28 protein-coding genes are annotated in these 24,358 nt (G+C 71.9%); 8 read left to right on the top strand and 20 right to left on the bottom strand.

Translation table 11 applies throughout. The annotated features are described in order from the left end of the window. Window positions 1-43: 43 nt before the first annotated feature. Complete coding sequence (locus ACL00U_RS08320) at window positions 44-664, bottom strand: response regulator (protein ID WP_042537093.1); 621 nt, start codon at window positions 662-664, stop codon at window positions 44-46. After that, the gene (locus ACL00U_RS08315; RefSeq protein WP_017887453.1) at window positions 661-1,839 is read right to left on the bottom strand and encodes a sensor histidine kinase; all 1,179 of its coding nucleotides are present in this window, start codon (window positions 1,837-1,839) and stop codon (window positions 661-663) included. Before ACL00U_RS08315 ends, ACL00U_RS08320 begins: the two co-directional genes overlap by 4 nt. Before the next feature lie 151 nt (window positions 1,840-1,990). Between ACL00U_RS08315 and ACL00U_RS08310 the strand changes: the two genes are divergently transcribed. From ACL00U_RS08310 to ACL00U_RS08275, 8 genes are all read left to right on the top strand, one after another. Continuing rightward, a complete protein-coding gene (locus ACL00U_RS08310) occupies window positions 1,991-3,076 on the top strand; it encodes an FtsX-like permease family protein (RefSeq protein ID WP_017887454.1) in 1,086 nt (361 codons plus the stop codon). Beyond that, on the top strand, window positions 3,073-3,747 hold the full coding sequence (locus ACL00U_RS08305; RefSeq protein WP_017887455.1) for an ABC transporter ATP-binding protein: 675 nt from the start codon (window positions 3,073-3,075) through the stop codon (window positions 3,745-3,747). The genes ACL00U_RS08310 and ACL00U_RS08305 overlap by 4 nt, the downstream gene beginning before the upstream one ends. A 108-nt stretch (window positions 3,748-3,855) precedes the next feature. Then, on the top strand, window positions 3,856-5,424 hold the full coding sequence (locus ACL00U_RS08300; RefSeq protein WP_262159857.1) for a helix-turn-helix domain-containing protein: 1,569 nt from the start codon (window positions 3,856-3,858) through the stop codon (window positions 5,422-5,424). 214 nt (window positions 5,425-5,638) lie between these two features. After that, entirely contained in the window at window positions 5,639-6,772 is a 1,134-nt protein-coding gene (locus ACL00U_RS08295; RefSeq protein WP_214518936.1) for a DUF475 domain-containing protein, read from the top strand. Between the two features lie 149 nt (window positions 6,773-6,921). Beyond that, on the top strand, window positions 6,922-8,523 hold the full coding sequence (locus ACL00U_RS08290) for a Na+/H+ antiporter (RefSeq protein WP_031259878.1): 1,602 nt from the start codon (window positions 6,922-6,924) through the stop codon (window positions 8,521-8,523). A gap of 265 nt (window positions 8,524-8,788) precedes the next feature. After that, on the top strand, window positions 8,789-9,661 hold the full coding sequence (locus tag ACL00U_RS08285; RefSeq protein ID WP_159556350.1) for a pentapeptide repeat-containing protein: 873 nt from the start codon (window positions 8,789-8,791) through the stop codon (window positions 9,659-9,661). 89 nt (window positions 9,662-9,750) lie between these two features. Beyond that, window positions 9,751-9,906: a hypothetical protein gene (locus ACL00U_RS08280; protein WP_017887460.1), complete on the top strand. Its 156-nt coding sequence runs from the start codon at window positions 9,751-9,753 to the stop codon at window positions 9,904-9,906. Window positions 9,907-10,026: 120 nt separating this feature from the next. Then, window positions 10,027-10,323: an ArsR/SmtB family transcription factor gene (locus ACL00U_RS08275; protein WP_017887461.1), complete on the top strand. Its 297-nt coding sequence runs from the start codon at window positions 10,027-10,029 to the stop codon at window positions 10,321-10,323. Between the two features lie 25 nt (window positions 10,324-10,348). On the opposite strand, the gene ACL00U_RS08270 is transcribed toward ACL00U_RS08275, so the two are convergent. The 18 genes from ACL00U_RS08270 to fliD all read right to left on the bottom strand — a co-directional run bounded on the left by ACL00U_RS08270 (window position 10,349) and on the right by fliD (window position 24,272). Further along, a complete protein-coding gene (locus tag ACL00U_RS08270) occupies window positions 10,349-11,023 on the bottom strand; it encodes a cation transporter (RefSeq protein ID WP_159556352.1) in 675 nt (224 codons plus the stop codon). Then, a complete protein-coding gene (gene cmtR, locus ACL00U_RS08265; RefSeq protein ID WP_042537088.1) occupies window positions 11,020-11,367 on the bottom strand; it encodes a Cd(II)/Pb(II)-sensing metalloregulatory transcriptional regulator CmtR in 348 nt (115 codons plus the stop codon). Before cmtR ends, ACL00U_RS08270 begins: the two co-directional genes overlap by 4 nt. A 78-nt stretch (window positions 11,368-11,445) precedes the next feature. Further along, a complete protein-coding gene (locus ACL00U_RS08260) occupies window positions 11,446-11,619 on the bottom strand; it encodes a hypothetical protein (protein ID WP_156155264.1) in 174 nt (57 codons plus the stop codon). A gap of 175 nt (window positions 11,620-11,794) precedes the next feature. Continuing rightward, window positions 11,795-12,970 carry a flagellar hook protein FlgE gene (locus ACL00U_RS08255; RefSeq protein ID WP_017887465.1) on the bottom strand — a complete coding sequence of 392 codons (1,176 nt, stop codon included), beginning with the start codon at window positions 12,968-12,970 and terminating at the stop codon, window positions 11,795-11,797. Between the two features lie 70 nt (window positions 12,971-13,040). Continuing rightward, the gene (locus ACL00U_RS08250) at window positions 13,041-13,484 is read right to left on the bottom strand and encodes a flagellar hook assembly protein FlgD (RefSeq protein WP_017887466.1); all 444 of its coding nucleotides are present in this window, start codon (window positions 13,482-13,484) and stop codon (window positions 13,041-13,043) included. A gap of 25 nt (window positions 13,485-13,509) precedes the next feature. Further along, a complete protein-coding gene (locus ACL00U_RS08245) occupies window positions 13,510-14,898 on the bottom strand; it encodes a flagellar hook-length control protein FliK (protein WP_412874051.1) in 1,389 nt (462 codons plus the stop codon). Beyond that, a complete protein-coding gene (locus tag ACL00U_RS08240; protein WP_214532400.1) occupies window positions 14,895-15,632 on the bottom strand; it encodes a C40 family peptidase in 738 nt (245 codons plus the stop codon). The genes ACL00U_RS08245 and ACL00U_RS08240 overlap by 4 nt, the downstream gene beginning before the upstream one ends. Beyond that, the gene (locus ACL00U_RS08235; RefSeq protein ID WP_412874050.1) at window positions 15,629-16,060 is read right to left on the bottom strand and encodes a flagellar FliJ family protein; all 432 of its coding nucleotides are present in this window, start codon (window positions 16,058-16,060) and stop codon (window positions 15,629-15,631) included. Before ACL00U_RS08235 ends, ACL00U_RS08240 begins: the two co-directional genes overlap by 4 nt. Next, window positions 16,060-17,403, bottom strand: a complete 1,344-nt coding sequence (locus tag ACL00U_RS08230; RefSeq protein ID WP_017886141.1) for a FliI/YscN family ATPase — start codon at window positions 17,401-17,403, stop codon at window positions 16,060-16,062. The genes ACL00U_RS08235 and ACL00U_RS08230 overlap by 1 nt, the downstream gene beginning before the upstream one ends. Further along, the gene (locus tag ACL00U_RS08225) at window positions 17,400-18,074 is read right to left on the bottom strand and encodes a hypothetical protein (protein WP_412874049.1); all 675 of its coding nucleotides are present in this window, start codon (window positions 18,072-18,074) and stop codon (window positions 17,400-17,402) included. The genes ACL00U_RS08230 and ACL00U_RS08225 overlap by 4 nt, the downstream gene beginning before the upstream one ends. Further along, on the bottom strand, window positions 18,067-19,107 hold the full coding sequence (gene fliG / locus ACL00U_RS08220; protein ID WP_042537259.1) for a flagellar motor switch protein FliG: 1,041 nt from the start codon (window positions 19,105-19,107) through the stop codon (window positions 18,067-18,069). The genes ACL00U_RS08225 and fliG overlap by 8 nt, the downstream gene beginning before the upstream one ends. An 8-nt stretch (window positions 19,108-19,115) precedes the next feature. Then, window positions 19,116-20,786: a flagellar basal-body MS-ring/collar protein FliF gene (fliF, locus tag ACL00U_RS08215; RefSeq protein WP_262117522.1), complete on the bottom strand. Its 1,671-nt coding sequence runs from the start codon at window positions 20,784-20,786 to the stop codon at window positions 19,116-19,118. Further along, complete coding sequence (gene fliE, locus ACL00U_RS08210; RefSeq protein WP_017886137.1) at window positions 20,786-21,121, bottom strand: flagellar hook-basal body complex protein FliE; 336 nt, start codon at window positions 21,119-21,121, stop codon at window positions 20,786-20,788. The genes fliF and fliE overlap by 1 nt, the downstream gene beginning before the upstream one ends. Then, complete coding sequence (locus ACL00U_RS08205; protein ID WP_017886136.1) at window positions 21,121-21,516, bottom strand: flagellar basal body rod protein FlgC; 396 nt, start codon at window positions 21,514-21,516, stop codon at window positions 21,121-21,123. Before ACL00U_RS08205 ends, fliE begins: the two co-directional genes overlap by 1 nt. Further along, window positions 21,513-21,857, bottom strand: a complete 345-nt coding sequence (locus ACL00U_RS08200) for a flagellar basal body protein (RefSeq protein WP_017886135.1) — start codon at window positions 21,855-21,857, stop codon at window positions 21,513-21,515. The genes ACL00U_RS08205 and ACL00U_RS08200 overlap by 4 nt, the downstream gene beginning before the upstream one ends. Window positions 21,858-22,106: 249 nt before the next feature. Further along, window positions 22,107-22,409 (bottom strand): hypothetical protein, encoded by a 303-nt coding sequence (locus tag ACL00U_RS08195; RefSeq protein ID WP_017886134.1) that lies wholly within the window; start codon window positions 22,407-22,409, stop codon window positions 22,107-22,109. Then, the gene (gene fliS, locus ACL00U_RS08190; protein ID WP_017886133.1) at window positions 22,399-22,872 is read right to left on the bottom strand and encodes a flagellar export chaperone FliS; all 474 of its coding nucleotides are present in this window, start codon (window positions 22,870-22,872) and stop codon (window positions 22,399-22,401) included. The genes ACL00U_RS08195 and fliS overlap by 11 nt, the downstream gene beginning before the upstream one ends. Window positions 22,873-22,883: 11 nt before the next feature. Further along, window positions 22,884-24,272 carry a flagellar filament capping protein FliD gene (gene fliD, locus ACL00U_RS08185; RefSeq protein ID WP_235045654.1) on the bottom strand — a complete coding sequence of 463 codons (1,389 nt, stop codon included), beginning with the start codon at window positions 24,270-24,272 and terminating at the stop codon, window positions 22,884-22,886. Between the last annotated feature and the right edge of the window lie 86 nt (window positions 24,273-24,358).

The raw sequence follows: 24,358 nt of genomic DNA, 5'->3' as shown, positions 1-24,358 counted from the left end.
AACCAGCGGGCACCGGCACCGGCACCAGCGCGAGCACGGGCCGTCAGCGCAGGATGCCGAGCGCCCGGGCCTCGGACACCGCGGCGGTGCGGGAACCGACGCCGAGCTTGGAGAACACGTGCACCAGGTGTGACTTCACGGTGGCGTCGGTGATGTGCAGGCGTGCCGCAACATCGACGTTCGAGGCGCCCTCGGCGACGAGCCCGAGGACCTCGATCTCGCGAGCGGACAGGCTGACCCGTGGCGCACGCATCCGTGCCATCAGGCGGCTCGCGACCGCCGGTGCGAGGGCGCTCTCACCGGCGGCTGCGGCGCGGATCGCGGCGAGCAACTCGTCGGGTGGCGTGTCCTTGAGCAGGTACCCGCTGGCCCCCGCTTCGACGGCGCCCAGGATGTCGCCGTCGCTGTCGTAGTTGGTGAGGACCAGGACGTACGGCGCGGCGTCGGTCGACCGGATCTGCCGGGTGGCGTCGGCACCGGTGCGGTCCTGCCCGAACTGCAGGTCCATGAGCACGAGGTCCGGGTCCACGGACGCCACGAGGGCGGCGGCTTCGTCGGGGGTCGCGGCCTCCCCGACGACGTCGATGTCGACGGCCCCGTCGAGGAGTGCGCGCAGGCCGGCGCGGACGACGGGGTGGTCATCGGCGATGAGGAGTCGGATCACGGCTCACCGACCTCCACGGTCGCGGTGATGGTGGTGCCGTGCCCGGGTGCGCTGTCGATGGTGAGACGGCCACCGAGCTGGTCGACGCGTTCACCCATCGCGCGGAGCCCGAACGCGTCGGACGTGCCGGAGCGGGTGCCGGTGTGGTCGGGGTCGAACCCGGTGCCGTCGTCCTGCACCCGCAGGGACGCGTGCGTCGCGGTGACGTCGAGGGTGATGTCGACGGTCGTGGCGCCGGCGTGCTGGGCGACGTTCGCCACGGCACCCTGGGCGATGCGCAGCAGAGCGGTCTGCACGTCCATCGTCAACTCCGACGATTCGGGTGCTGCGGTCACGGTGATGCCGAGTCCCTCGCGGTGCCACTGGTCGCTGAGGCGGCGCAGCGCCGCGGGGAGTCCCGCGTCGAGGGACGGCGGTGCGAGCTCCCGGATGAACCGCCGGGTGTCTGCGAGACCGTCGGCCGCGGTGGCGCGTGCGAGGCGGATGTGCTCGATGCCCGGGCGGTCGCTGTCGGCTGCTTCGGCGGCGTGGAGGAGCATCTGGATGCTCGAGAGGTCCTGCGCGACGGTGTCGTGGATCTCGCGTGCCAGGCGGGCGCGTTCGGTGAGGACACCCTGCTGCCGTTCGGTCGCGGCGAGTCGGTCGCGGGTGGCGAGCAGTTCCGCCAGGAGTGCCTCCCGCTCGACGGACTCACGGGCGAGCGCGCGGTAGCCGAGGCCGATGAGCAACGCGACCCCGGCACCGACGAGGGGGCCGATCACCCCGCCCACGGTGAATCCGCCGTGCAGGCCCAGGGCGAGGACCGCGATCAGGGTGGCTGCGACCACTGCGGCCGGCCCGACGATCCTTGGCAGGACGTGCAGGTAGAGGAAGAACAGCGGGAACACCAGGTACGCCGCTTCCGGCACCAGGACGAGCAAGGCCACCCACACGGCGGTCAAGGCGGTGATCCAAGCCGCACCCACCACGGCTCGGCGTGTCTCCGGCGCGGCGGCGACACCGGCACCGAGCAGGTAGAGGACCGCGAACCCGACCACCAGGGCGATCGCCGCCCACATGGTCGGGTCGCGGACGACGAGGACGCGGACGACCACGAGCGCCACGAGCGCGGCGAACAGCACGTGCAGTCCGGTGCGGAGCCCGACGAACACGGGCGTGAGGGTGCTGTGTGCCATGTCCGTTGCAGCGTACGGCGGCCACGGCCCACCTGGCATCAACCAGAAGTCGGACGAGAGCAGTCAACCTCCCGGCGATGGCACCGCGACCGGCGACGGCGAGGCTCGTCTGGACGGCGGGGAGCGTCCCTGCTGTCGGGAAGGAACCATCGTGTTCGTCGCTTGGCGTGACCTCCGAGCCGCCCGTGGCAGGTTCGTGCTGATCGGGTCCGTGGTGTCGTTGATCACCCTGCTCGTCGGTTTCCTCGCCGGTCTGACCGGAGGGCTCGGCGCACAGGACGTGTCCGCGGTCCTCGGCCTCCCCGGGAACCGCCTCGTCCTGCAGGAGCCCTCGACCGGACAGCCGTCGTTCTCGCAGTCGACGATCGACGCCGCGACGGTCTCCGCGTGGCGGCAGTCCTCGGGCGTCGAGCACGTCACGCCGATCGGGATCGCACAGGGGCGGGCCGAAGCGCACGCCGAGACCGCACCAGCGGTGGCCGTCGCCCTGTTCGGCGTGCCGCGGGGAGCCCCCGCGTCGACGGTCACCGACCTGGCTCCGCGGTCCGACGACACGGTGGGCCTGTCCGCCGGCGCAGCGAAGGACCTCGACGTCGCCGTCGGGGACGCCGTCACGATCGCCGCAAGGACCTACCGGGTCGCCACCGTCGGCGGAGACGCCTGGTACAGCCACACCCCCGTCGTCGCGCTCTCCCCGACGGCGTGGGCGTCGACCGACCGGCGCCTCGGCGGGGACGGCGAAGCGACCGTGCTCGCCGTCTCCGGTGCGCCGGACTGGGGCAGCACGGCGGACCGCACGCACACCGTCGCCGCGTCGCCGCTCGCCAGCCTCACCGCGCTCGACACGTTCAAGTCGGAGGTCGGGTCACTCGGACTCATGATCGTGATGCTCTTCGGAGTCTCCGCACTCGTCGTCGGGGCGTTCTTCACCGTGTGGACGCTGCAGCGTGCCGACGACATCGCCGTCCTGAAGGCCCTCGGCGCCTCCGACGCGTCGCTCGTCGGCGATGCCCTCGGCCAGGCACTCGTCGTCCTGGCCGTGGGCGTCGGGGTCGGGATCGGTCTCGTGTCGGTCCTGGGGACGCTCGCGAACGATGTCCTGCCGTTCCTGCTCAGCCCGCTCACCACCCTGCTGCCGGCCGCCGTGATGGTCGTCCTCGGCCTCGCCGGTGCCGCTGTCGCACTCCGCACCGTCACCAAGGCCGACCCCCTCACCGCACTCGGGAGCAACCGATGATCACCCTCGACGACGTCACCCTCACCTTCCCCGACGGCGACTCCCGCATCACGGCGGTGGACCGCGTGTCCCTGACCGCTCCGAACGGCGTGGTCACGGGCATCACCGGGCCCTCCGGCTCCGGGAAGTCCTCGCTCCTCGCCGTCGCTGCGACCCTGATCCGCCCGGACTCCGGGCACGTGTGGATCGACGACGTCGACGCAGCGACCCTGAGCCGGAACGAGGCGACGACGCTCCGCCGCGACCAGGTCGGCATCGTGTTCCAGCAGTCGAACCTCATCGAGTCGCTCACCGCGCGGGAACAGCTGCTCGTCATGGCGGAGCTCGGTGGCGGCCGCCGAGACCGGACCGCGGTGCACACCCGTGCCGATGCGCTGCTGGCAGCGGTCGGTCTCGCCGAGCACCGCGGCAAACGTCCCGCGCAGCTCTCCGGTGGCCAGCGGCAACGGGTCGCCATCGCCCGCGCCCTGGTGAACACCCCGTCCGTCCTGCTGGTCGACGAACCCACCAGCGCACTCGACCAGGAGCGGGGCGCCGAGATCATGGCGCTGATCGCGCGTCTCACGCACGAGCAGGGCACGGCGACGATGCTCGTCACGCACGACCTCGTCCACCGCGACGCGCTCGACCGCCTGGTCACCGTCGTCGACGGCCGCCTGACCGATGCCTGAGCGTTCGTCCCCCGAAATTCCCAACTGTGACGTATTCGAGACCTCGAGGCGCGCAAAGGGTGCCGATCTTCCACTGGTTTATCTCATGAGCGTGTTAGCGTGGCGCACATGACCGACACCACCACCGTCGTCTCGCCGGCATCTCCGGCGACCGCAGCACCCCTCCGTGAGGTCGGCGCCCTGATCCGGGGCGCCCGCAAGGGCCGCAGCATGACGCAGGCCCAGCTCGCCGAACGCGTCGGCACCAGCCAGAGCGCGATCAACCGCATCGAGCAGGGTGGGCAGAACCTGTCCCTCGAGATGCTCACCCGCATCAGCGACGCCCTCGACCAGCAGATCGTCTCGATCGGCGGCGCTCCGCAGCGTGCCCACCTTCGGGTGCAGGGCGGCCGGAAGCTCAGTGGCTCCATCGCGGTGAACTCGAGCAAGAACGCCGCCGTGGCACTGCTCTGCGCCTCGCTGCTGAACCGCGGCGTGACCCGTCTGCACAAGGTCGCCCGGATCGTCGAGGTCGACCGCATCATCGACGTGCTCCGCAGCCTCGGCGCGAGCGTCACGTGGTCCGAGGACGGTGAGACCCTCGAGATCGTCGCCCCCGAGGACCTGCGCCTCGACGCGATCGACGCCGACGCCGCCCGTCGCACCCGCAGCGTGCTCATGTTCCTCGGCCCGCTCAGCGGCCGGTTCGAGTCCTTCCGCCTGCCCTACGCCGGCGGTTGTGACCTCGGCACCCGCACGGTCGAGCCGCACCTCATCGCGCTGCGTCCGTTCGGCGTCGACGTCGAAGCGACGTCCGGCTGGTACGAGGTCGACGTCGCCAACCAGGCCGTCCCCACCAAGTCGGTCGTGCTGACCGAGCGCGGCGACACCGTGACCGAGAACGCGATCCTCGCCGCCGCCGCCCGCGACGGTGAGACCGTCATCCGGAACGCCAGCCCCAACTACATGGTGCAGGACCTCTGCTTCTTCCTCGAGCTGCTCGGGGTGCAGATCGACGGCATCGGCACCACCACGCTCCGCATCGCGGGCAAGAGCCGCATCGACGAGGTCGTGGACTACTGGCCGAGCGAGGACCCGGTCGAGGCCATGAGCCTGCTGACCGCCGGCATCGTCACCGCCTCGACCCTCACCGTGACCCGGGCGCCGATCGAGTTCCTCGAGATCGAGCTCGCGACCCTGGCCGAGATGGGCCTGCGCTTCGACGTCACCGACGAGTACCCCGCCGCCAACGGTCGCACCCGCCTCGTCGACATCACGGTCCACCCGTCCGAACTGCACGCGCCGATCGACAAGATCCACGCGATGCCGTTCCCGGGCCTGAACATCGACAACCTGCCCTTCTTCGTCGTGATCGCTGCCATGGCCGAGGGCACCACGCTCGTGCACGACTGGGTGTACGAGGGCCGGGCGATCCACCTGCTCGACCTCACCCGCCTGGGCGCCAGCGTCACCCTGCGTGACCCGCACCGCCTCGACGTGACCGGTCCGACGCACTTCTCCGGCGCCGAGATCAGCTGCCCGCCGGCACTGCGGCCCGCCGTCGTGATCCTGCTGGCGATGCTCGCGGCCAAGGGTGAGAGCGTCCTGCGCAACGTGGGCATCATCGCCCGTGGCTACGAGCAGCTGCAGGAGCGCCTCAACTCGCTCGGCGCGTCCATCGAGACGTTCCACGACTGACGCGGGCCCCCGCAAGACACCGGTGTTCGCCGGTCGAACACGCGCAGACCGCGGTTCGGCACGCGAACACCGGTGTTCTGCGAGCGCGACCTGACGACCCGTCCCCGCAAGTGGGGACGGGCCGTCACCCGTCTGACGGGGTCCCCACGGGCCTCCAGGCCGATGCCCAGGAACGCTCCATGTGCCGCCCAGCCCGGACGGGCTGGATGGGCAGATGGCCACGAGATCGCTCCTGACCGTCCCCCTGCTCATCACCGTCGCGGCCGCCGCGGCGGCCTGGCTCGTGCTCGGCCCCGCCGCCGCGCTCGCCTTCGTCGCCCTCGCGTTCCTCGAGATCGCGATGGCTGCGGACTCGTCCGTGCCGATGGCCGGCATCGCCGGACGCCTGCACTCCCCCGCCCGCCGCCTGTTCCTGTCCCTCGGGATCGTCGCGGGCGTGCTCGCGATGCGGCTGCTGCTGCCGCCGGCCGCCGTCGCGGTCGGTGACGCGACCGACCCGGCGAGCTCCGTCGAGGAGGCCGTCTTCGCGCCCGGCTCGTTCTCCGCGCACCTGGCCGAGGTGCGTCCCGCCCTGGCCGCCTTCGGCGCCGCGTTCATCTGGCAGGTCTTCGCCGAGTACCTGTTCAACACCGACCGCGCGTCCCGCAGGTCGTGGCTGGGCAGCCTGGAGGCGCGACTCGCCTCCGTCGCGCGACCGCGCGTCTGGTCGCTGGTCACCGCCACGACGGGGGTCGTCGTCACGTCCGTCCTCGTCGGGTCGCGTGCCGGGTGGGCGCCCGGTGTGCTGTTGCCGGTCGCGATCGGCGGGGCTGCCGGGATCGCCGCGTACCTCGTGTCGAAGTGGACCGCGGCGTGGGCGCTGCGCCCCGGGTCCGGGGGTGGCCCGTCGGACACGGAGTCGATCGGGATCGGCCGCGGTGCCTGGCGGATCCACCTGTACGCGTCGACCGTCGTGTTCGAGCGGGGGCTCGTGGTGTTCATGCTCTTCGAGATCCTCGACGGCGTGTACAGCCTGTCGGGGTCCGGGCCGCTCGGGTCGGACGGGCTCGGGGCGCTCGAGCAGGCCGCCGTGGCGGTCGGGGCGATCGGGGTCGGCGCGGTGTTCCTGGCCCGCCTGACGTCGCGGGTCGACCAGGCCGCGGGGCTGAAGCGGTTGCGGTACCTGAAGGCCGGGGCGGCGTACGTCCTCGGGGTGCTGTCGGTCCTGCTCTGGGCGAGCCTGCTCGTGCCGATCCCGGGCGTGGTCGTCGGGTGGTTCGGGACCGTCGTGATCGGGTCCGCGCTGGTGAGCAGCCTGCCGTGGCGCGCGTGGTGGCGACGGGTGGTGCGTCGGCCGCGGACGGTCTGACGCGGACGCGGCTGGCTCTGAGCGCGTCGTCCCGTCCCGTCCCGGTGCGATCGGTACCGCGCAGCGGTGCGGCGCGTCGTTCGGCTGTTCTGGAAGGATCCACCGTGGATCGGCGTTGACTTGCGGGTCGGACGACGATCGGAGTGCACGTGCTGGGACCGGAACTGGTGGTCGTGCTCGGCCTCGCCATCGCGCTGACGGCGGCGGTCGCCGACCGGATCCGGATCGCGCCGCCCGTGCTGCTCCTGGTCTTCGGCGCGCTGCTGGGGCTCGTCCCCGAGTTCGCGGACGTCGAGCTCCCTGCCGAGGCGGTCCTGCTGCTGTTCCTGCCGGCGCTGCTGTACTGGGAGAGCCTGACGACGTCGCTCCGCGAGATCCGGAAGAACCTGCGCGGCATCGTCCTGATGGGCACCCTGCTCGTCGTGGTCACCGCCGGTGCCGTCGCCACCCTGCTGCACCTGCTCGGCATGCCCTGGGGCCCCGCATGGGTGCTCGGCGCCGCGGTCGCGCCGACCGACGCGACCGCGGTCGGCGTGCTCACCAAGATGCTGCCGCGCCGGAACGTCACGGTGCTCCGCGCCGAGAGCCTGGTGAACGACGGCACGACGCTGGTGGTCTACGGCATCGCGGTGGCCGTCACCGTCGGCACGCAGGAGCTCACGTTCTGGGGTGTTTCTGGCATGCTCGCGCTGTCGTACGTCGGCGGGGTCGCCGCCGGGCTCGCCGCCGCCTGGATCGGCACGATGGTGCTGCGCCGGGTCGACACCGTCGTGCTCGAGAACCTCGTCACCCTGCTCGTGCCGTTCGCGGCCTTCCTGGCCGCCGAGGCGATCGGCGCCTCCGGCGTGCTGGCCGTCGTCGCAGCGGGCATCGTCGTCAGCCAGGTCGGGCCGAAGCTCGACCGCGCCGAGACCCGGCAGCAGGTCCGGGCCTTCTGGTCGTTCCTGACCTTCCTGCTCAACGGGGCACTGTTCGTCCTGGTCGGCATCGAGGCGATGGTCGCGGCACGCGCGCTCGACCCCGCGGACCTGCTGCGCGGGACGGGGATCGTCTTCGCGGTCGCGGTGCTGCTGGTGATCGTGCGCTTCGCGTTCCTGAACGCTGCGGGTGGGACGATCTGGCTCGTCACCCGACGCACCGGCGGAGAACCCCGTGAGGGACACCGTGACCGGCTGGTCAGCGGCTTCGCCGGGTTCCGCGGCGCCGTGTCGCTCGCCATGGCCGTGGCCGTGCCGCGCACCCTCGAGTCCGGCGGGGGCTTCCCCGAGCGCGACCTCATCGTCTTCGTCACCGCCGGGGTGGTCATCGTCACGATCGTCGGGCAGGCCCTGGTGCTGCCGGCCGTCCTGCGCCGCGCCGCGCTGCCCGAGGACGAGTCCGTCAGCGACGAACGTCGCTACGCCGAACGCACCGCGATCGAGGAGGCCCTCGACGCACTCCCCCGCCTCGCACGGTCGACAGGCGCCGACCGTGCGACGGTCGCTCGTCTGCGGAAGGACTACGAGGCCCACCTCGACGTGATCGAGGCCCGCGAGGGGGACGACGACGACCACCCCGCACTCCAGCGGCACGACAACGCGGTCGCCCTCGAGCTCGCACTGGTGCAGCACAAGGCGAAGACCCTGCTGCGCCTGCGCGACGCCGACGAGATCGACGACCTGGTGCTGCGGCAGGTGCGCGCCGGGTACGACGCGGAGGAGGCGCGGTTGGACGGCATCGAGTCGGTGGCGTCACCGCCCGCGTCGTCGTAGGGCGCCCCCGGGCACACCTGGTCGAAGCGGGCGTACCCGGTCTGTTGTGCTCACCAGGGACGCCCGTTTCCGGTTCCCGTCGCAGCGGGAACGCTAGCCTGGCCACAGTGATCCTCCGTCTCTCTCGGTGACCCACTGGTCGCCCAGCACCACCGGTTCGCCCCGCCGACGCGCGGGGGTGGTCTCGTGCGCCCGGACGGGGAACTCCATCAGGAGCTCCCCCACACCCGGCACACCATCCAGACCACCAGAGGAAGACCACTCCATGACGACCACCGACCGGTCCGCCCTGCGCGCGGACTGCGGCAACTGCTTCGCGCTCTGCTGCACCGCCTTCGGGTTCCAGCGTTCCGCCGACTTCCCGATCGACAAGCCCGCCGGCACCCCGTGCGGGAACCTCGCTGACGACTTCTCCTGCACCATCCACCAGACGCTCCGGCCGCGGGGGTTCCGGGGGTGCACCGTCTTCGACTGCTCCGGTGCGGGCCAGTACGTGTCGCAGACCCTCTACGACGGGGTCAGTTGGCGTGACCACCCTGACTCCCGCGCGGAGATGTTCCGGGTGTTCCCGATCGTCCGCCTGCTGCACGAGATGCTCTGGCACCTCGCCGAGGCGCAGGACCGTGCGGTCACGCCCGACTCGGCGGAGGACGCCGGGCTCCTGACGCGGGAGATCCGGCGCGTGCTCGTCGCAGGTCGCCCGACGCTCCTGGCGCTCGACGTCGAGCCGCTGCACGAACGCGTCCGGGACGTCCTGGTCGAGGTGAGCGGCGAGGTCCGGGCCAGGTACCGCGCCGGCCAGGACGATTCACGGGCCGGACTGCTGCGACCGGGGGCCGACCTCGCCGGTCGTGATCTGCGGGGCCGGCCGATGGCCGGCGCCGACCTGCGGGGTGCCACCGCGATCGGGGCGGACCTGCGCGGCGTGGACCTGTCCGGCGTCGACTTGCTCGGGGTCGATCTGCGGGACGCCCGGCTCGACGGAGCGGATCTGTCCACCGCGCTGTTCCTCACGCAGGCGCAGGTGAACGCGGCAGGCGGTGACACCGCCACGATGCTGCCCGACGGGATCGACCGACCGTCACACTGGGTATCGGAGGTGGTCGAGCGGACCGTGCACCGGATCCCCCGGAACTGACATCCGTTCTCATCTATAAATGTATTGCAACTTCTGCATGCGTGACCTACGCTGAGGGCATCCCAACCGTCGATCAGCAGGAGGTCACCATGGCCGAGCACGAGAACAGCGCAGAGCACACCGTCGCCGAGCACACCCACCAGGACGGCTGCGGCCACGAGACGGTCCAGCACGAGGACCACGTGGACTTCGTCCACGACGGCCACAAGCACGCCCAGCACGGCGACCACTACGACGAGCACTGATCTCCTGATCAGCGCAGGCCCGTGATCAGCACCGATCAACGGACCTGCACGACGGCCCCGACGCACCGCGCCGGGGCCGTCGTGTTGCATGCACGTATGCGCGTGCGCTTACATGAGTCCATGTCAGACGGGATCGAAGCAGCGGCGGACCTCTTCAAGGCGCTCTCCTCGCCGGCGCGACTGCGGATCCTCTCCGCGTTGATCGCCGGACCGTCCGACGTCGGCTCGCTCGCCGACGCGACCGAGCTCTCGCAGCCGCTCGTCTCCCAGCACCTGCGCACGCTGCGGCTCGCAGGCATCGTGCAGGTCGAGCGCATCGGGCGGAACGCCGTCTACTCGCTCCACGACGAGCACATCGCCCACATCGTCGGCGACGCGGTCAGTCACGTCAGCGAAGCCGGAACCGACACCGACTGAACCGGCTGCTGCTGCCAGACACCGCTCAGCAGCACTCGCAACCGACAGCTGCACGCTCCCCCGTCAGCGCGACGACGGGCTGCTTGCACGCGTCGCCGCGCCAGGCTTCGAGCCCCTCACGCACGGCGAACCCGACCACGACGAGGCCGGCGAGCGGATCGGCCCACCACCAGCCGAACAGCGTGTTCGCCAGCAGGCCGAGCAGCACCGCCGCCGACAGGTAACTGCAGATCAGCGTCTGCTTCGAGTCGGCGATCGCGGAGGCCGAACCGAGCTCACGTCCGGTCCGCCGTTCGACCAGGCTCAGGAACGGCATGACCGCCAGGCTCACCGCGGCGAGGACGATGCCGACCGGGCTGTGCTCCGGTGAGCGGACACCCGTGAACGTCAGGACGGCGTCGAGGCTGACCACGGCAGCGAGCCCGAAGAACGAGACCGCGATCACCCGGAGCGCCGTCCGCTCCCGCGCCTCCGGGTCCCGCGCGGCGAACTGCCACGCGACGGCCGCTGCCGACAGGACCTCGACGATCGAGTCGAGCCCGAAGCCGATCAGCGCGGTGGACGACGCCACCGAACCGGCGGCGATCGCCACGACGGCCTCGAGCACGTTGTAGGCGATGGTCGCCGCGACGATCCAGCGGATCCGTCGCCGGAGGACGCCAGCACGGACCGGCGTGAGCGAAACCACGGCGGCGGTCACCGCTCGGCCCCGCAGCCGACGTCCACGGCGCAGCCGTCACCGTCACCATCGCCGTCGACTGCCAGCACCACGTCGACCAGAGACTCGAGCGCGCGGGTGATGTTGCCGTCCGCGATCTCGTAGCGGGTCCGCCGTCCCTCGGGCACGGCGACGACGATCCCGCAGCCGCGCAGGCACGCCAGGTGGTTCGACACGTTGGTCCGGGTCAGCTCGAGTTCCTCGGACAGCCGCGCCGGGTAGCCGGGGTCGTCGAGCAGTCGGAGCAGGATCCGCGCTCGGGTCGGGTCGGACAGTGCCCGTCCGAGCCGGTTCAGGACATCGAGCCGCGGGGCAATGGTCAGCATGCGCTGACCATACATCGGGCCGCGCCCAGACCGCCACAAGTCCGGACGACACGTCTCGCCCTCGGACATCGCGCGAGCTCAGACGTCCCCGAGCCGCCGCCCGGTCAGCCCGTCGTTCCAGCTCGTGCGTCCGCCGGGAGCACGCGACTCGTGCACGCCGTCGTGGCCGCTCGGTCGGTCGCAGCGCCAGCGGTCGAAGACGCTGCAGCAGCGGTGGTCGGGTCGGTGGTCGGTGTCGTGGTTCTCGTGCATCGCACCGATGAGACGTCACGACGCAGCGTTTCGTCACGAACCGGCGCCGAACTCCCTGCACCACGAACGATGGTGAGCAGGAACGGTCGAGTCCCCCTTCAGCACCCGACCGTTCCTGCTCACCAACCGCTCGCGACGCGAGCGAAGCCCGCGCCCGCGACCCCGCGCCTAGCGCCTAGCGCTTGAGGTTCGTGAGCTCCTGCAGCACCTCGTCCGAGGTCGTGATGATGCGGGCGTTCGCCTGGAACCCACGCTGCGCCACGATCAGGTTCGTGAACTCCTGCGACAGGTCGACGTTCGACATCTCGAGCGTCCCCGCCGCGAGCGAACCGACGCCGGCCGAACCGGGGCCCCCGACCGTCGCACCGCCCGAGTTCGCGGTCGCGCGGTAGCCCGACGCCCCGGTCTTCTCCAGGCCGGCGGGGTTGGCGAAGGTGGCCAGCGCGATGCGGCCGAGCGCGAGCGACGCACCGTTCGAGAACGTGCCGGTCACGGTGCCGTCCTTCGAGATCGAGTAGCCCTGCAGCGCCCCGGCCTCGCGGCCGTTCTGCGAGCCGATCGCCGCAGTGTTGAGCGAGGCGAACCCGGTCAGGTCACCCATGTCGACCCGGATGCCGCCGACGGCGAGGGTCCCGCCGGCGGTCAGCTTGCCGTCGGTGCCGAAGGTCAGCGAGGTGGTCGCCGTGGTGCCCTGTCCGTTGCGCCCGGTGACGTCCCAGCCGCCGGCGGTGCGCGTGTAGGCGAGCGACATCGTGTGCTTGGCACCGGAGGCGTCGTACACGGTGGCCTCGCGCGTGATGGTCTGGCCGACGGCGGTCTCGGACGGCAGGTTGCCCGCGACGGTGGCGGCGGTGGTGCGGACCGCCGGGGCTGCTGCTTCGAGCGGCAGCGTGATGTCGGACAGCTGCCCGTTCTCGTTGACGACGCCGTTCGTGGCCGGGTAGCCCTGCACGATCTTGCCGTCGGCGGTGACCAGGCGGCCGTTCGCGTCGAAGTCGAACGCCCCGGCGCGGGTGTAGACGGTGTCGTTGCCCAGGCGGGTGACGAAGAACCCGTCGCCCGAGATCATCAGGTCGGTGGCCTTGCCGGTGGCCTGCGCCGAGCCCTGCGAGAAGTTCGTGGAGACCCCGGCGACCTGCACGCCCAGGCCGATCTGGGCCGGGTTCGTGCCGCCGATGCCGGTCTGCGGTCCGCCGGCACCCTGGGTCATCTGCGACAGGGTGTCCTGGAACACGGTGGTCGACGACTTGAAGCCGACGGTGTTGACGTTGGCGATGTTGTTGCCGGTGACGTCGAGCATCTGCTGGTGGGAGCGGAGGCCGGAGATCCCGGAGTAGAGCGAGCGGAGCATGGTGCGTCCTTTCGGAGAGGCAGGGAGATCGAGGGAGAACGAGGAAGAGCGAAGAACGGAGCAGCGGGCGTCAGGACGCCGGAGCGGTGGTGGTGATGCCGGAGATCACGTCGAGAGCGACCTCCTTCCCGTTCACGGTGACCGTGGGCACGCTCTTCGCGTACGACACGGCCGAGGCGGTCCCGGTGACGGATTTGCCCGAGTCGGCGTCGGTGTAACTGACCTGCTTGCCGACGAGGTTCGCCGCGGCGATGCGCATCTGGAGCGAGAAGTTCTCGTTCCCCGTCGTGGTCTGGTTGGTGATCTGCTCCATCATCGCGAGCTGCGTCTGCTGGCCGATCATCTGGTTGGTGTCCATCGGCGACGACGGGTCCTGGTTGCGCAGCTGCGTGACGAGCAGCTTCATGAAGACCTCGGAGTCCATCGTCTGGGACTTCTGTGCGGTGGAGTTCGCGGCGAGGGCCGCGGCCTGCGCGGTCGGGTCCACGCTGCCGGTGATGCCGTCGATGGGCATGGTGCGTTCCTGTTCGTGAGCCGGATCAGGCGAGGACGTCGAGTCCCGCGGTGCGGATGGAGGGCGTGTGGGTGGCGGGCTGCGTGCGCGCGGTGACCCGCGCCTCCAGTCCGGGGTCGCCAGGCAGCACACGTGCGGCCGGGCGCTCGTCGCGACCCGGCGCGTCCTGCGGCTGGTTCTGCGACGACAGGTCGAGCGTGGTGCTCACACCGGTGCCGCCGGCGTCGCGTCGCAGGTCCGGCAGGACCTGGCGGACGGCCTCGCGGCCGGCGTCCGACGCGGCGAACAGCTCGACGTGCATGCCGTGCGCGGTGACGTGCGCGCGCACCGTGACCGGGCCGAGGCTGTCCGGCACGACCTGCACGGTGACGACGTGCTCGCCGGGGCCGGCCTGTGCGAGCGTGAACACCGGTCGCGCCAGCTGCTGGGCGAGCGGCGCCGGGGCCGGCGCGGTCGCCGCGGCGGGCGCGGCGGTCGGCGTCGTCGACATGACGAACGGGGTCTCGCCACCGCGGCTGGGGACGACGGCCGGGAGGCCCGGATCGCCCGGCGTCGACGCCTGCTGCTGGGTCCCGTGGCCGGCTCGGGAGCCGGTGCCGGCTGCCGGGGCGGCACCCGCTGCGACGGCCGGCAGCGGGGCCGGGGTGCCGGTGGAGGTCGCTTCGTCGGTCCGCGTCGGTGCCGCGGCCGGGATCGCCGCCGCCGGGACAGCGACGGAGGCGCCGCCGACCGCGGTCGGCGCGGGGGCGGTGCCCGGAACGACCTCGGAGGCAGCTGCCGGCGACGCGGTGCCCCTCGGCGGCACAGCGGGCGCCGACGGAGCGGTCGCCGTCACCGCGGGCACGGCCGGCACCGTCGCCGGTGCCTGCTGCGGGGCGACGGAAGCGGTTCCGCTCGTCGGCGTCGGGGCGGACGAGGTCTGTGACGCCGTGTCCGCGGCCGGCACCGGCATCCGCTTCGGTGTGGTCGTCGGGATCGCAGCGGTCCCGTCGGTTGCGTGCGGGCCCGCCACGGACGGCTCCCCCGTGCGGACGGCGGCCTGGCCCGCCGTCGTGCTCGTGGCGACGGCAGCCGGAGCGGCTGGCGCGGCTGGCGTGGCCGTGAGCCCGACGGCGAGCAGCGACTGCGCGTCGACGGACGTGGGATCGGTCGCCGGCACCGACTGGTCCGACGCCGAGGTCGAGGTCGACGCGGACGGCGTGACAGCGGTGCTCGGCGTCGCGGCCGAACCGTCCGCCGTGCGACCGTCGGTGTCGTCCCGCTCGGCAGCGCCGTCGTCGGCGCGCCGCTCGGTCGCGGAGGCGGCGGTCAGTGCCGCCCCGAAGGACCCGGCAGCAGCTGAGTCGGACGGCGCACCCCGGGTGGGGCTCGGTGCGGTGGGCACGGACGACTGGGTGGCGATGGTCAGGCTCATGCGGCGCTCCCGGACTGCATCATGGACAGCAGCGCGGCGGTCTGCAGGTCGGTCGCGGAACGCGCAGCCGAGGCGCTCGGCGGGGTGACGGCCGCCGGGGCCGCCTGCGCGGGGACGATCCGCCGGATGGTCGCGATGTCGCCGTCGGAGTACCAGTTGTCGACGATCCGGACGTCCTTGCCGGGGCGCGGCGCGTGCAGCACCTTGCCGTCGCCGACGTAGATGACGACGTGGCCCTCGCCCTTCGGGATGATCAGGTCCCCGGGCTGGGCGTCCTTGAGGGAGCCGACCTCGACGCCCATCTTCGCCTGGTCCGGCACAACCCGGGGCATCGTGACCCCGAGGTCCTTGAAGACCGTCTGCACCAGGCCCGAGCAGTCCATGCCCGCGGTCGTCTCCCCGCCGAACACGTACGGCACGCCGAGGTACTTCTTCGCGTCGGCCACGACGTCAGCCCCGGTGGCACCGCTGCCGGTGGCGAGGGTGCCGGCCCCGGCGTCGACCGAGGTCGCGGGGGCACGGGTGGCCGTCGGGGTGGCCGAGGCCGTCGCACCGGCAGCGGTCGCGGCGCCGGTCGTGCCGTCGGCGGTGGCGAGGGCGTCCGCGAAGGCCGCGGACCCCGCGGCACCGCTGGCGGCGGAGGCGCTCGGGGCAGCCGTGGCCGTCCCGCCGCGCAGCGTGTCGATTTGGGACCGGATCTCCGAGATCCGGGAGAGCACCGCTTCGACACTCATCGGGCACCACCTTCCGTGCGGCGTCGTGCCGCGATCTCGTCGAGGGCGTTCTGTTCGGTCCGGAGTTCCTCGGCCGCCTGCTGCTCGGTGTGCTTGCCCTCGAGCTTCTCGAGTCCGACGGCGGCACGGCGGGCGGCGGTGTAGTCCTGCTGCGCCCGGTCGGCGTCCGCGCGGCGGTTCTGCACGACGGCGTCGAGCTCCTCGAGCATCCCGCGCGTCGCGGCACGTGCTGCGGCGACGGCGCTCAGGGTGGCGGCGTCCTGGATCGGTTGGGCGTCCTCGCTGTCGGCGAGGCTCCGGCGTGCGGCGATCCGGGCGTCGGCCGCGTCACGCACACGCTCGTTCGCGGTGGCGAGCGTGGCGGCGGCACGGTCCTGCTGGGTGTGCCACAGGCGCAGGAGCCCGGCGAGCGGGAAACGGCGGGCCATCACGACACCCCCAGCTGCTGCACGAGGCCGCCGAGGCGCTGCCAGGACGCATCTGCGGTGGCACGCTCGTCCATGCCCTGGCGCAGGAAGGCGTCGATCGATCCCTGGTGGTCGACCGCGGCGTCCACCAGGGGGTTCGATCCGCGCTGGTAGGCGCCGACGTCGAGCAGGTCCTGGGCACCGGCGCGCGCGGCCATCACCTTCCGCAGCACGGTGGCCGCGGCTCGCTGCTCGGGTCGGGTGACCTTCGAGGCGACACGGGAGACCGAGCCGAGGGCGTCGACCGACGGGAAGTGCCCGGTGATCGCGAGCTTGCGGTCGAGCACGACGTGACCGTCCAGGATGCTGCGGGCGGCGTCCGCGATCGGCTCGTTGTGGTCGTCGCCGTCGACCAGCACGGTGTACATGCCGGTGATGCTGCCGACGCGGTCGGTCCCGGCGCGCTCGAGCAGGCCGGCGAGCACCGAGAACGTCGACGGCGGGTAGCCCCGGGTGGCCGGCGGTTCCCCCACCGACAGGCCGATCTCGCGCTGCGCCATGGCGACGCGGGTGAGCGAGTCCATCATGAGCACGACGTCCTGGCCGGCGTCGCGGAACGACTCCGCGATGCGGGTGGCCACGAACGCGGCACGCAGGCGCATGAGCGCGGGTTCGTCCGAGGTCGACACGACGACGATCGAACGCGCCAGCCCCTCGGGTCCCAGGTCGTCCTCCAGGAACTCGCGGACCTCGCGCCCGCGCTCCCCCACCAGGGCGATGACGTTGACGGCCGCGTCGCTGCCCCGCGCGATCATCGAGAGCAGCGAGGACTTGCCCACGCCGGACCCGGCGAACAGGCCCATGCGCTGCCCACGGCCGACGGTGGTCAGGGTGTCGAGGACCCGCACGCCGAGCTGCATGGGGGTGTCGATGCGGGTCCGGGCCATCGCGCTCGGGGTGTCGTGGTCGAGCGGGACCCAGGTGACTGGTTCGCCCCCGGGGCCTTCGAGCGGGCCGCGGTCGTCGATCGGCCGGCCGAGCCCGTCGAGCACCCGGCCGAACAGTCCGGAACCGGTCGGCACGAGCACCGGACGGCCGGTCGGACGCGCCGGTGTGCCGGCGGTGACCCCGATCAGACGGCCGAGCGGCATGCAACGGATGCCCGAGGCATCCGTGGCGACGACCTCGACCGCGGTCTGTTCGCCGTCCTCGGCGCCCACCGTGACGACGTCGCCGATGCGGGCGTCGAGCCCGGCGATCGTCAGCCCCAGGCCGACGGCGCTCGTCACGACGCCCACCCGCTGGGGTGCGGCGCGCAGCAGCGCCTCGTCGAGGCCGCGCGGGCGGAGCAGGGTGGCGGTCACCGGTCGGCTCCCGTCGCGTCGACTCCGAGCGCGGTGCGTGCGCGGTCGAGCGCCGTCGCGATGCGCGCGTCGAGGATGCCGTCCGGCAGATCGACGACGGCGTCGCCGTCGAGCAGGGTGCCGTCCGCCATCACCGGGACCGGCAGGTCGAGTCCGGCGACGCGCGCAGCGTCCGCCGGGCTGAGCCGGACGACCACCGGGACCGTGCGGTCGACGGACGCGAGCGCCCGCCGGACGGTGGCCTCGGCGCCGGAGGTGATCCGGGCCTCCCGACTGCCCGGTCCGTCCGGACCGTCGAGGACGGTCGCGTCGTGTGCGGGCCTGGAGGCGCGGACCACGTTGCCGACGATCGCCTCGGCCAGGTCGACTGCCGCGCTCGCGACCGACGCCTCGGCGTCCGCCAGGACGGGTGCGACCGTGGACAGCAGGGCGTTCGTGGCGGCGTCGAGGACCGTGATCCGGCGTGCCGTGTCGGCCTGCGACGCGGTGACCCGGGCGGCGTGCTCGGCGTCGAGCCGGGCGCGCAGGGCCTCGGTCTCGGCCTGCGCAGCACGCAGCCCGGCGGTGTAGCCGGCCGCGTGCCCGCGGACGTCGGCGCTCGACGCGCGGTCGCGTCCGGCGGTGGCGGTGATCGCCGGGAAGGCGACGCGGTGCACGACGGTGTCAGTCAACGAGCTCGTCCTCCTCGGCGCGGTGCACGGTGACGATGCCCTGGGCCTCGAGCTCCCGCACGGAACGGACGACCTCGGCACGCGCTTCCTCGACCTGCGAGACCCGCACCGGGCCCATGGCCTGCAGCTCGTCGTCGAGCAGTTCGCGGTTGCGCTCGGACACGTTCGCGCGGATGGTCTCGACGACCGGCCCGGCGGCGCCCTTCATGGCGGTCGCGAGGATCTTGGAGTCGATGCCGCGCAGCACCTGCTGGATGTCGCGGGACTCGAGCTTCACGATGTCCTCGAAGGTGAGCATGCGGGAGCGGATGTCCTCGGCGAGCTCCGGGTCACGGGCTTCGAGTCCCTCGAGCACGGCCTTCTCGGTCGCGACGTCAGAGCGGTTGATGATGTCGACCAGGGGTGCGATGCCGCCGACGACCTCGACGCTCTCGCGCGGCGAGACGACCGCACCCGCACGCTGGCGCAGCACCCCGGCCACGATGCCGACGGCCTCGGGCGTCGCGCTGCCCATGGTGGCGAACGCCTGGGCGACGTCGGTGCGGACACGCTCGTCGACGCCGGCGAGCACGGCGCTGGCCTGCCCCGGGCCCAGGTGCGCCAGCACGAGGGCGATGGTCTGCGGCAGCTCGCCCTCGAGCAGGGTGACGACCTGGCCGGGTTCGGCGTCGTCGAGGAAGTCGAACGACTGCCCGGCGAGGTTCGAGGCCAGACGGTCCATCACGCCGGCGGCCCGCTCGGCGCCGAACGACGCCTCGAGCAGCCCGAGGGCGGTCTCCTTGCCGCCGCGCTTCTGCGTGCGGCCGCTCATCGTGAGGCGGTGGAACTCGCTCATGGTCTGGTCGACGACGGTGTCCTCGAGGCGGCGCATCCGGACGATCTCGGCGGAGATCTCCTCGGCCTCCATCTCGGTGAACTGCTTCATCACCGCGCTCGCGCGCTCGGTCTCCATCTGCATGAGGATGAGCGCGACCTTCTGCGCGCCGGTCAGGGCACGGTCGCTCGGGCCGGTTCCGCCGCCGGGGCTCGGCATCAGCGCGCTCACACCGGCGCCCGGTCGTCCAGCAGCCCGCGCAGGAGCTCGGCGGTGCGCTTCGGGTCGCGCTCGGCCAGGGCGGAGATGTCCTGACGGCGGCGCTCTGCCGTGATCTCCTCGGTGGTCAGCACCTCGGTCGGGGCGTCGCCAGCGGGCATCGCCGAGAGCACGGCGGTCGGGGCGTCACCGGCACCGAGCGTCGCCCGGTCGTCGAGCCCGTCCATCGCGAGGGGCAGCTGGAACGTCTCGCCGGCGAAGGCGTCGAGCTCGCCGAGGTCGACGGCCTCGCGCTCCTGCTTGCGGTTGCGGCGGGCGACGAAGAACATGATCGCGATGACGGCCAGGACGATGCCGATCACGATGCCGGCGGTGCGGATCGACGACCACAGTGCTTCCTGCTGGTCGGCCTTCTGCTGCTCCTCGAGCGCCTTCGCGGCCTGGTCGGAAGCACTCGTGTCGAAGTCCATCATCGCCACCTTGACCTGGTCGCCACGGGCCTGGTCGACTCCTGCAGCGGCGGACACCAGGTCGTTGATGCTCTGCAGGTTCGCGTTCTGCACGGCGTCGGCCTTCGAGTTCAGCGCGACCGAGATGGTCTGCCGGTCGAGCCCGCCCGAGGGGATCTGCGTGGTCTCGGTGGTGTGGTCGACGGCGTTGTTCTTCGTCGCCGACTCGTTCTTGTACCCGTCGTCGCCGGCGCCGCTCGTGGCGGTGCCGTTCGGGACGGCGATGTTGTCCGGGCCGAGGACGCCGGTGGCACCGTTCCCTGCGCCGGCACCGGCGCCGTACTCCTCGGTGGTGCTCGACTCGTTCAGCGCGACCGGGCCCGAGGTCGGGCTCGTGTAGCTCTCGGACGTCCGGGTGCCGGACTCCTGGTTCATCGTCCCCGAGACCACGACGGTCGCGTTGCCGGCCCCGAGCGTGGTGTCGAGGAGGTCCTGGATCTTCTTGCTCGTCGCCGCGTCGTAGTCGGCGGCCTGGTCCGCGCCGCTGCCGGTCGCACCGGTGCCCACCGCCGACAGGGTCTGGCCCTTCGCGTCGACGACGGAGACGTCGGTGGGCTGCATGCCCTCGACCGAGGCGCTCGTCAGGTGCACGACGGCCTGCACCTGGTCGGTGCTGAGCTGCGTGCCGTTCTCGGTCGCGATGAACACCGACGCGGTCGGGTCCTTCTCCTCGGACACGAACACGGACTTCTCCGGGATCGCGAGCTGCACGGTGGCGGTCTGCACGCCGTCCATCGCGCCGATGGTCTTGGCGAGCTCACCCTCCATCGCACGCTTGTACGTGACGTCCTGCTGGAACTCCGAGCTCGTCACGCCCATCTTGTCGAGCAGCGAGTAGCCGCCCTCGTTCGACGACGGCAGGCCGTTCGACGCCGCCTTGAGCCGCTCGGAGTACACCTGCGCCTGCGGCACGAGGATCGTCGCACCGCCGTCGGTGAGCTGGAACGGCACGCCGTCGGTCTGCAGCTGATCTGTGATGGAGCTCGCGTCGGCCGCGGCGAGCCCGGTGAAGAGCGGCGCGTAGGACGCCTTGCCGAGCCAGGACGCCAGGGCGATCCCGCCGAGCACGAGTGCCGCGATCGCCAGGATCGCGATGGTGCGCTGGGCGGCGGAGAAGCCCTTGAAGTACGCGGACAGGCGCGCGAGGACGTTCTTGACGGCGACGGGCATCAGGCCTGCATCCTCATGATCTCGTTGAAGGCGTCGACGCCCTTGTTGCGGACGGCGGAGACGAGCTCGAGCGTGACCTGCGCGCGGGTGGCGGCGATCGTGGCGTCGTGGATGTCGTCGAGGTTGCCGGTGACGGCCTTGAGCGCGAGGGTCTTCGAGTCGCTCTGCAGCGACTGCAGCCCGTCGACGGCGTTGCCGAGGCTCGCGGCGAACCCGCTGCCGTCGGTGCTCGTCGCGCCCGCAGCGCCGGCGACGTCGCCGGACGTGCCGGACACACCGGTCAGTGCGTTCGTCATCGCGTTGGTGGTCACACCGTTGACGGCGTCGATGGGCATCAGTTCTTCCCGATCTGCAGTGCCGCCTCGTAGGCGGTCTTGGCACGGTCGACCACGGCGGCGTTCGCCTGGTAGCCGCGCTGGGCCATGATGAGGTCCGCCATCTGCGTGCCGAGGTCGATGTCGGGCATGCGGACGTAGCCCTCCTCGTTCGCGAGCGGGTTGTCCGGGTCGTAGGTGACACGGCCGGCGGCGCTGCCGAACGCGGCGCCCTTGACGTAGGCACCGGAGACGCCGGCGCCTTCCTGCACCTCGACGTACCGCGCCTGGAACGCGGTGTCGTCCATCGACTTCACGGTGTTCGCGTTGGCGATGTTGTCCGAGACGGCGTCGAGCCACTTCCGGTGCACGGTCAGACCGGTGCTCGCGATGCCGATCGCGTCGAAGGTCGTCACGAGTTCGTCCGCATCGCCGCACGGACGCTGGTGAGCTCGGAGTTCATCGCCTGCGTCGCGAACTGGTACCGCAGCACCGTGTCGATGTTCGACAGCGTCTCCTCGTCGAGGTTGACGTTGTTGCCGTTCGTGTTCGTCGGCTCGAGGCTGCGCGCCATCGTCGGCGTGGTGGCGCCGTCGCCGTCCACGATCGACTTCGCCAGGGCGTCCTCGAACTGGACCTTCTCGGCGTGGTAGTTCGTCGTGTTGATGTTCGCGATGTTGTTCGCGATCACCTTCTGACGCATCGACAGGCCGTCGAGTGCACTCTGCAGCGCGACGCTCGTCACGGAATCGAACACGGAAGGGTCCCCCTCGTCAGGGCGTGTCGTCGTGCTGACGACGTCGCCGTGCGGTGGTGGCCGATCCCTGGCCGAACTGGTGAGCGATCCGTGCTCGTGGGGCGCTATCGGAGCCCGTCGTCGGCCGCGTTAGACGTCGCCCCGAACGGGGGGGGCGGTCGGCGCTGCGCGGGGCGGAGCACCCGAGATGCGACAGAGCACCCGTCGATTGACGGGTGCTCTGTCGCAGAACTGGTGCGGGGGTGCGGGTCAGGCGGACGCGTCGAGGTACACGGATCCGCGGGGCTCGCGCGTGGCGTCGACGGCGCGCAGGGCGCCGAGGTGCTCCAGCGTCGAGCGGCGGTCCGCCTCGAGCGCCGTCATGCGGTCCCGCTGCGCGGCGAGCAGCCGGGAGGCCCGTCCCACCAGGTCGCGCGGCAGCGGTCCCAGCCCGGCTGGCTCCGACCACCCGGCCACGGCCGTGGAACCGGCCGCCTGCCCGGCGGCGTCGCGTTCCAGGGACGTGAGCAGGGCCTCCCAGACGGCTCGCCCGTCGGGCTGCTCAGGCGACACCGAGGGCTCCCCCGGTCGGCTGCTGCGTGGCGGGCGTCGCTGGCAGCGACGCGGCCGCCTCGTGCCACGACTGACGCAGCGGCTCGAGGATCCGGATGCAGTCGCGGGTCGCCTGCACGTCGCGGTGCACGTTGGCGGTGATGAGCGAGGTGGACGCGTAGTTGTACACGGCGAGCAGGCCCTCGCCGCCGTCCCAGACGTCGATCCGGAGCGTGCTGGACAGCTCCCCCACGATGGCCTGGGCGTGCAGGAGCTGTTCGCGTGCCGCCGCCCAGTCGGCGGCGACCTGCGCAGCCTCGGCCCGGTGCAGGTCGAGCAGCAGTCGGTCGTAGAGCATCGTCACGAGCTGGGCCGGGGTCGCCGAGAGCACGGCCTCGTTCGTGTACTGGGCACGTCGCTGGTCGGTGACGGTGCGGGGCTGGGCAGCCTGGCGGAAGGCGGCGGCCTGGAAGTCGAAGGTCATGGTCGTTCCCGTCAGCTCGACGTCGAGGCGAGCTGGCTGGCGAGCCAGCTCGACTGCGACTGGAGCTTGCTGAGGCTGGTCTCGAGTGATGCGTAGAGGGTCTGCAGCGAGGCCCGGCGCATCGCCAACCGGTCGGTCCAGCTGTCGATCTGGGTGGTCAGGTCCTTCGCGACGGCCTGCTGGCCGGTGATGGAGGTCGTGACGGAGCCGTCGTACTTGTCGGACGCGGCGGTGGCTGCGGCGCCGACGTTGGCGGCCACGCCGGAGAGCATCGCCTGGGTGGCCTTCGGGTCGGTCGCGAGGGCTTTCTGGAAGACCTCGGGGTCGAAGGTGAAGGTGCCGTCCTTCATGATCACGATGCCGATGGTCGACGGCGACTTGCCGTCGACGGGGGCGGACATCGTGCTCGTCAGGCGCTGCACCGCGTCGCGGGAGGCGCCGTCGCCGGTCAGGACACCGGCTTTGGTCGTCGTGGTGCCGGACGTGGCACTGGTCGTGCTCGACACCGTGGTGTTGGTCTTGTAGTAGGCCGCGATCGCGTTCATGGCGTCAACGAGCCCGGAGGCCACGGACTGGGCCTTCGTGGTGTCCTGCGCGACGGTGACGGTGACCGGCTCGGCGGTGGTCTTCGACACCGTGACGTCGACCCCGGGGACGAGGCCCGTGAAGGTGTTGGTGGCGCTCGTGACCGTCTGCGCGGCGGCGGTGCCGGCCCAGAGGGTGACACTGGCATCGGTCGCCGCGGTCACGACCGCGGCACCGGTCTCGGTCAGGACGTTCGTCGCGGTGCCTGCTGCCACGGCGTCCGCGCCACCCCGGTACACCTGGAACCCGCCGGCCGCCCCGGTCTTCGCGGACGTGAGCTGCAGGCGGGAGAGCTTGGTGCCGTCGGCGTCGGTACCGGCGGAGACCTTCGTCGCGGTGACGCCCGCACCGGCCTTGTTCAGGGCGGACACGACGTCGTCGAGGGAGCCGGACGCCGGCGTCACCGTGGTCGACTTGCCGTCCGCGCCGACGATCGTGATCGGCTGCGCATCGCTGGCCCACGTCGACATCGCAGCCGTGACACCGACCTGGGCCGAGGCGGTCGATCCGACGGTGAAGCTGATGGACCCGGCGGTCGCGCCGGTGCCGGTGAGGGCCGTGACGCCGGCAGCGCTGCTCGTCGCGGCGAAGAGGTCCAGCGACGAGGCCTTCGCGGCGTCCGCGGCCTTGGTGGCGAGCCCCTGGATCAACCCGTTGAGCGTCTGCAGTGACGAGATGAACGAGTTGGTGGTGGTGAGCTTGTTCTTGAGCAGGGTCTGCGGGACGCCCTCGACGCTCATCAGCGAGTTGATGAGGTCGGTCGTCTTGAGACCGCTGACCAGACCGTCGATCGCGAGGCTGGTGCTCGAGGACACGGACGAGGACATCGTCGACACTCCCTGGCGTCGTGGAGGTGGTCAGGACGGCGAGGTCCGCCCTCCGTGCCCGCAGGGGGCCCGGA

The sequence above is a fragment of the Curtobacterium poinsettiae genome, from assembly GCF_047226435.1.
Lineage (GTDB): Bacteria > Actinomycetota > Actinomycetes > Actinomycetales > Microbacteriaceae > Curtobacterium > Curtobacterium poinsettiae.
Note: the sequence above shows the minus strand (reverse complement) of the source record. Positions and strands in the feature narration are given on the sequence as shown.

Coding starts and splice junctions, on each gene's coding strand:
- ACL00U_RS08300 (WP_262159857.1), top strand. CDS start 3,856: ATGACCGACACCACCACCGTCGTCTCGCCGGCATCTCCGGCGACCGCA.
- ACL00U_RS08280 (WP_017887460.1), top strand. CDS start 9,751: ATGGCCGAGCACGAGAACAGCGCAGAGCACACCGTCGCCGAGCACACC.
- ACL00U_RS08260 (WP_156155264.1), bottom strand. CDS start 11,619: ATGCACGAGAACCACGACACCGACCACCGACCCGACCACCGCTGCTGC.
- fliG (WP_042537259.1), bottom strand. CDS start 19,107: ATGCCGAGCCCCGGCGGCGGAACCGGCCCGAGCGACCGTGCCCTGACC.
- fliE (WP_017886137.1), bottom strand. CDS start 21,121: ATGCCCATCGACGCCGTCAACGGTGTGACCACCAACGCGATGACGAAC.
- ACL00U_RS08315 (WP_017887453.1), bottom strand. CDS start 1,839: ATGGCACACAGCACCCTCACGCCCGTGTTCGTCGGGCTCCGCACCGGA.
- fliS (WP_017886133.1), bottom strand. CDS start 22,872: ATGACCTTCGACTTCCAGGCCGCCGCCTTCCGCCAGGCTGCCCAGCCC.
- ACL00U_RS08295 (WP_214518936.1), top strand. CDS start 5,639: ATGGCCACGAGATCGCTCCTGACCGTCCCCCTGCTCATCACCGTCGCG.
- ACL00U_RS08305 (WP_017887455.1), top strand. CDS start 3,073: ATGATCACCCTCGACGACGTCACCCTCACCTTCCCCGACGGCGACTCC.
- ACL00U_RS08235 (WP_412874050.1), bottom strand. CDS start 16,060: ATGGCCCGCCGTTTCCCGCTCGCCGGGCTCCTGCGCCTGTGGCACACC.
- cmtR (WP_042537088.1), bottom strand. CDS start 11,367: ATGCTGACCATTGCCCCGCGGCTCGATGTCCTGAACCGGCTCGGACGG.
- ACL00U_RS08240 (WP_214532400.1), bottom strand. CDS start 15,632: ATGAGTGTCGAAGCGGTGCTCTCCCGGATCTCGGAGATCCGGTCCCAA.
- fliF (WP_262117522.1), bottom strand. CDS start 20,786: ATGCCCGTCGCCGTCAAGAACGTCCTCGCGCGCCTGTCCGCGTACTTC.
- ACL00U_RS08255 (WP_017887465.1), bottom strand. CDS start 12,970: ATGCTCCGCTCGCTCTACTCCGGGATCTCCGGCCTCCGCTCCCACCAG.
- ACL00U_RS08245 (WP_412874051.1), bottom strand. CDS start 14,898: ATGAGCCTGACCATCGCCACCCAGTCGTCCGTGCCCACCGCACCGAGC.
- ACL00U_RS08275 (WP_017887461.1), top strand. CDS start 10,027: ATGTCAGACGGGATCGAAGCAGCGGCGGACCTCTTCAAGGCGCTCTCC.
- ACL00U_RS08250 (WP_017887466.1), bottom strand. CDS start 13,484: ATGCCCATCGACGGCATCACCGGCAGCGTGGACCCGACCGCGCAGGCC.
- ACL00U_RS08285 (WP_159556350.1), top strand. CDS start 8,789: ATGACGACCACCGACCGGTCCGCCCTGCGCGCGGACTGCGGCAACTGC.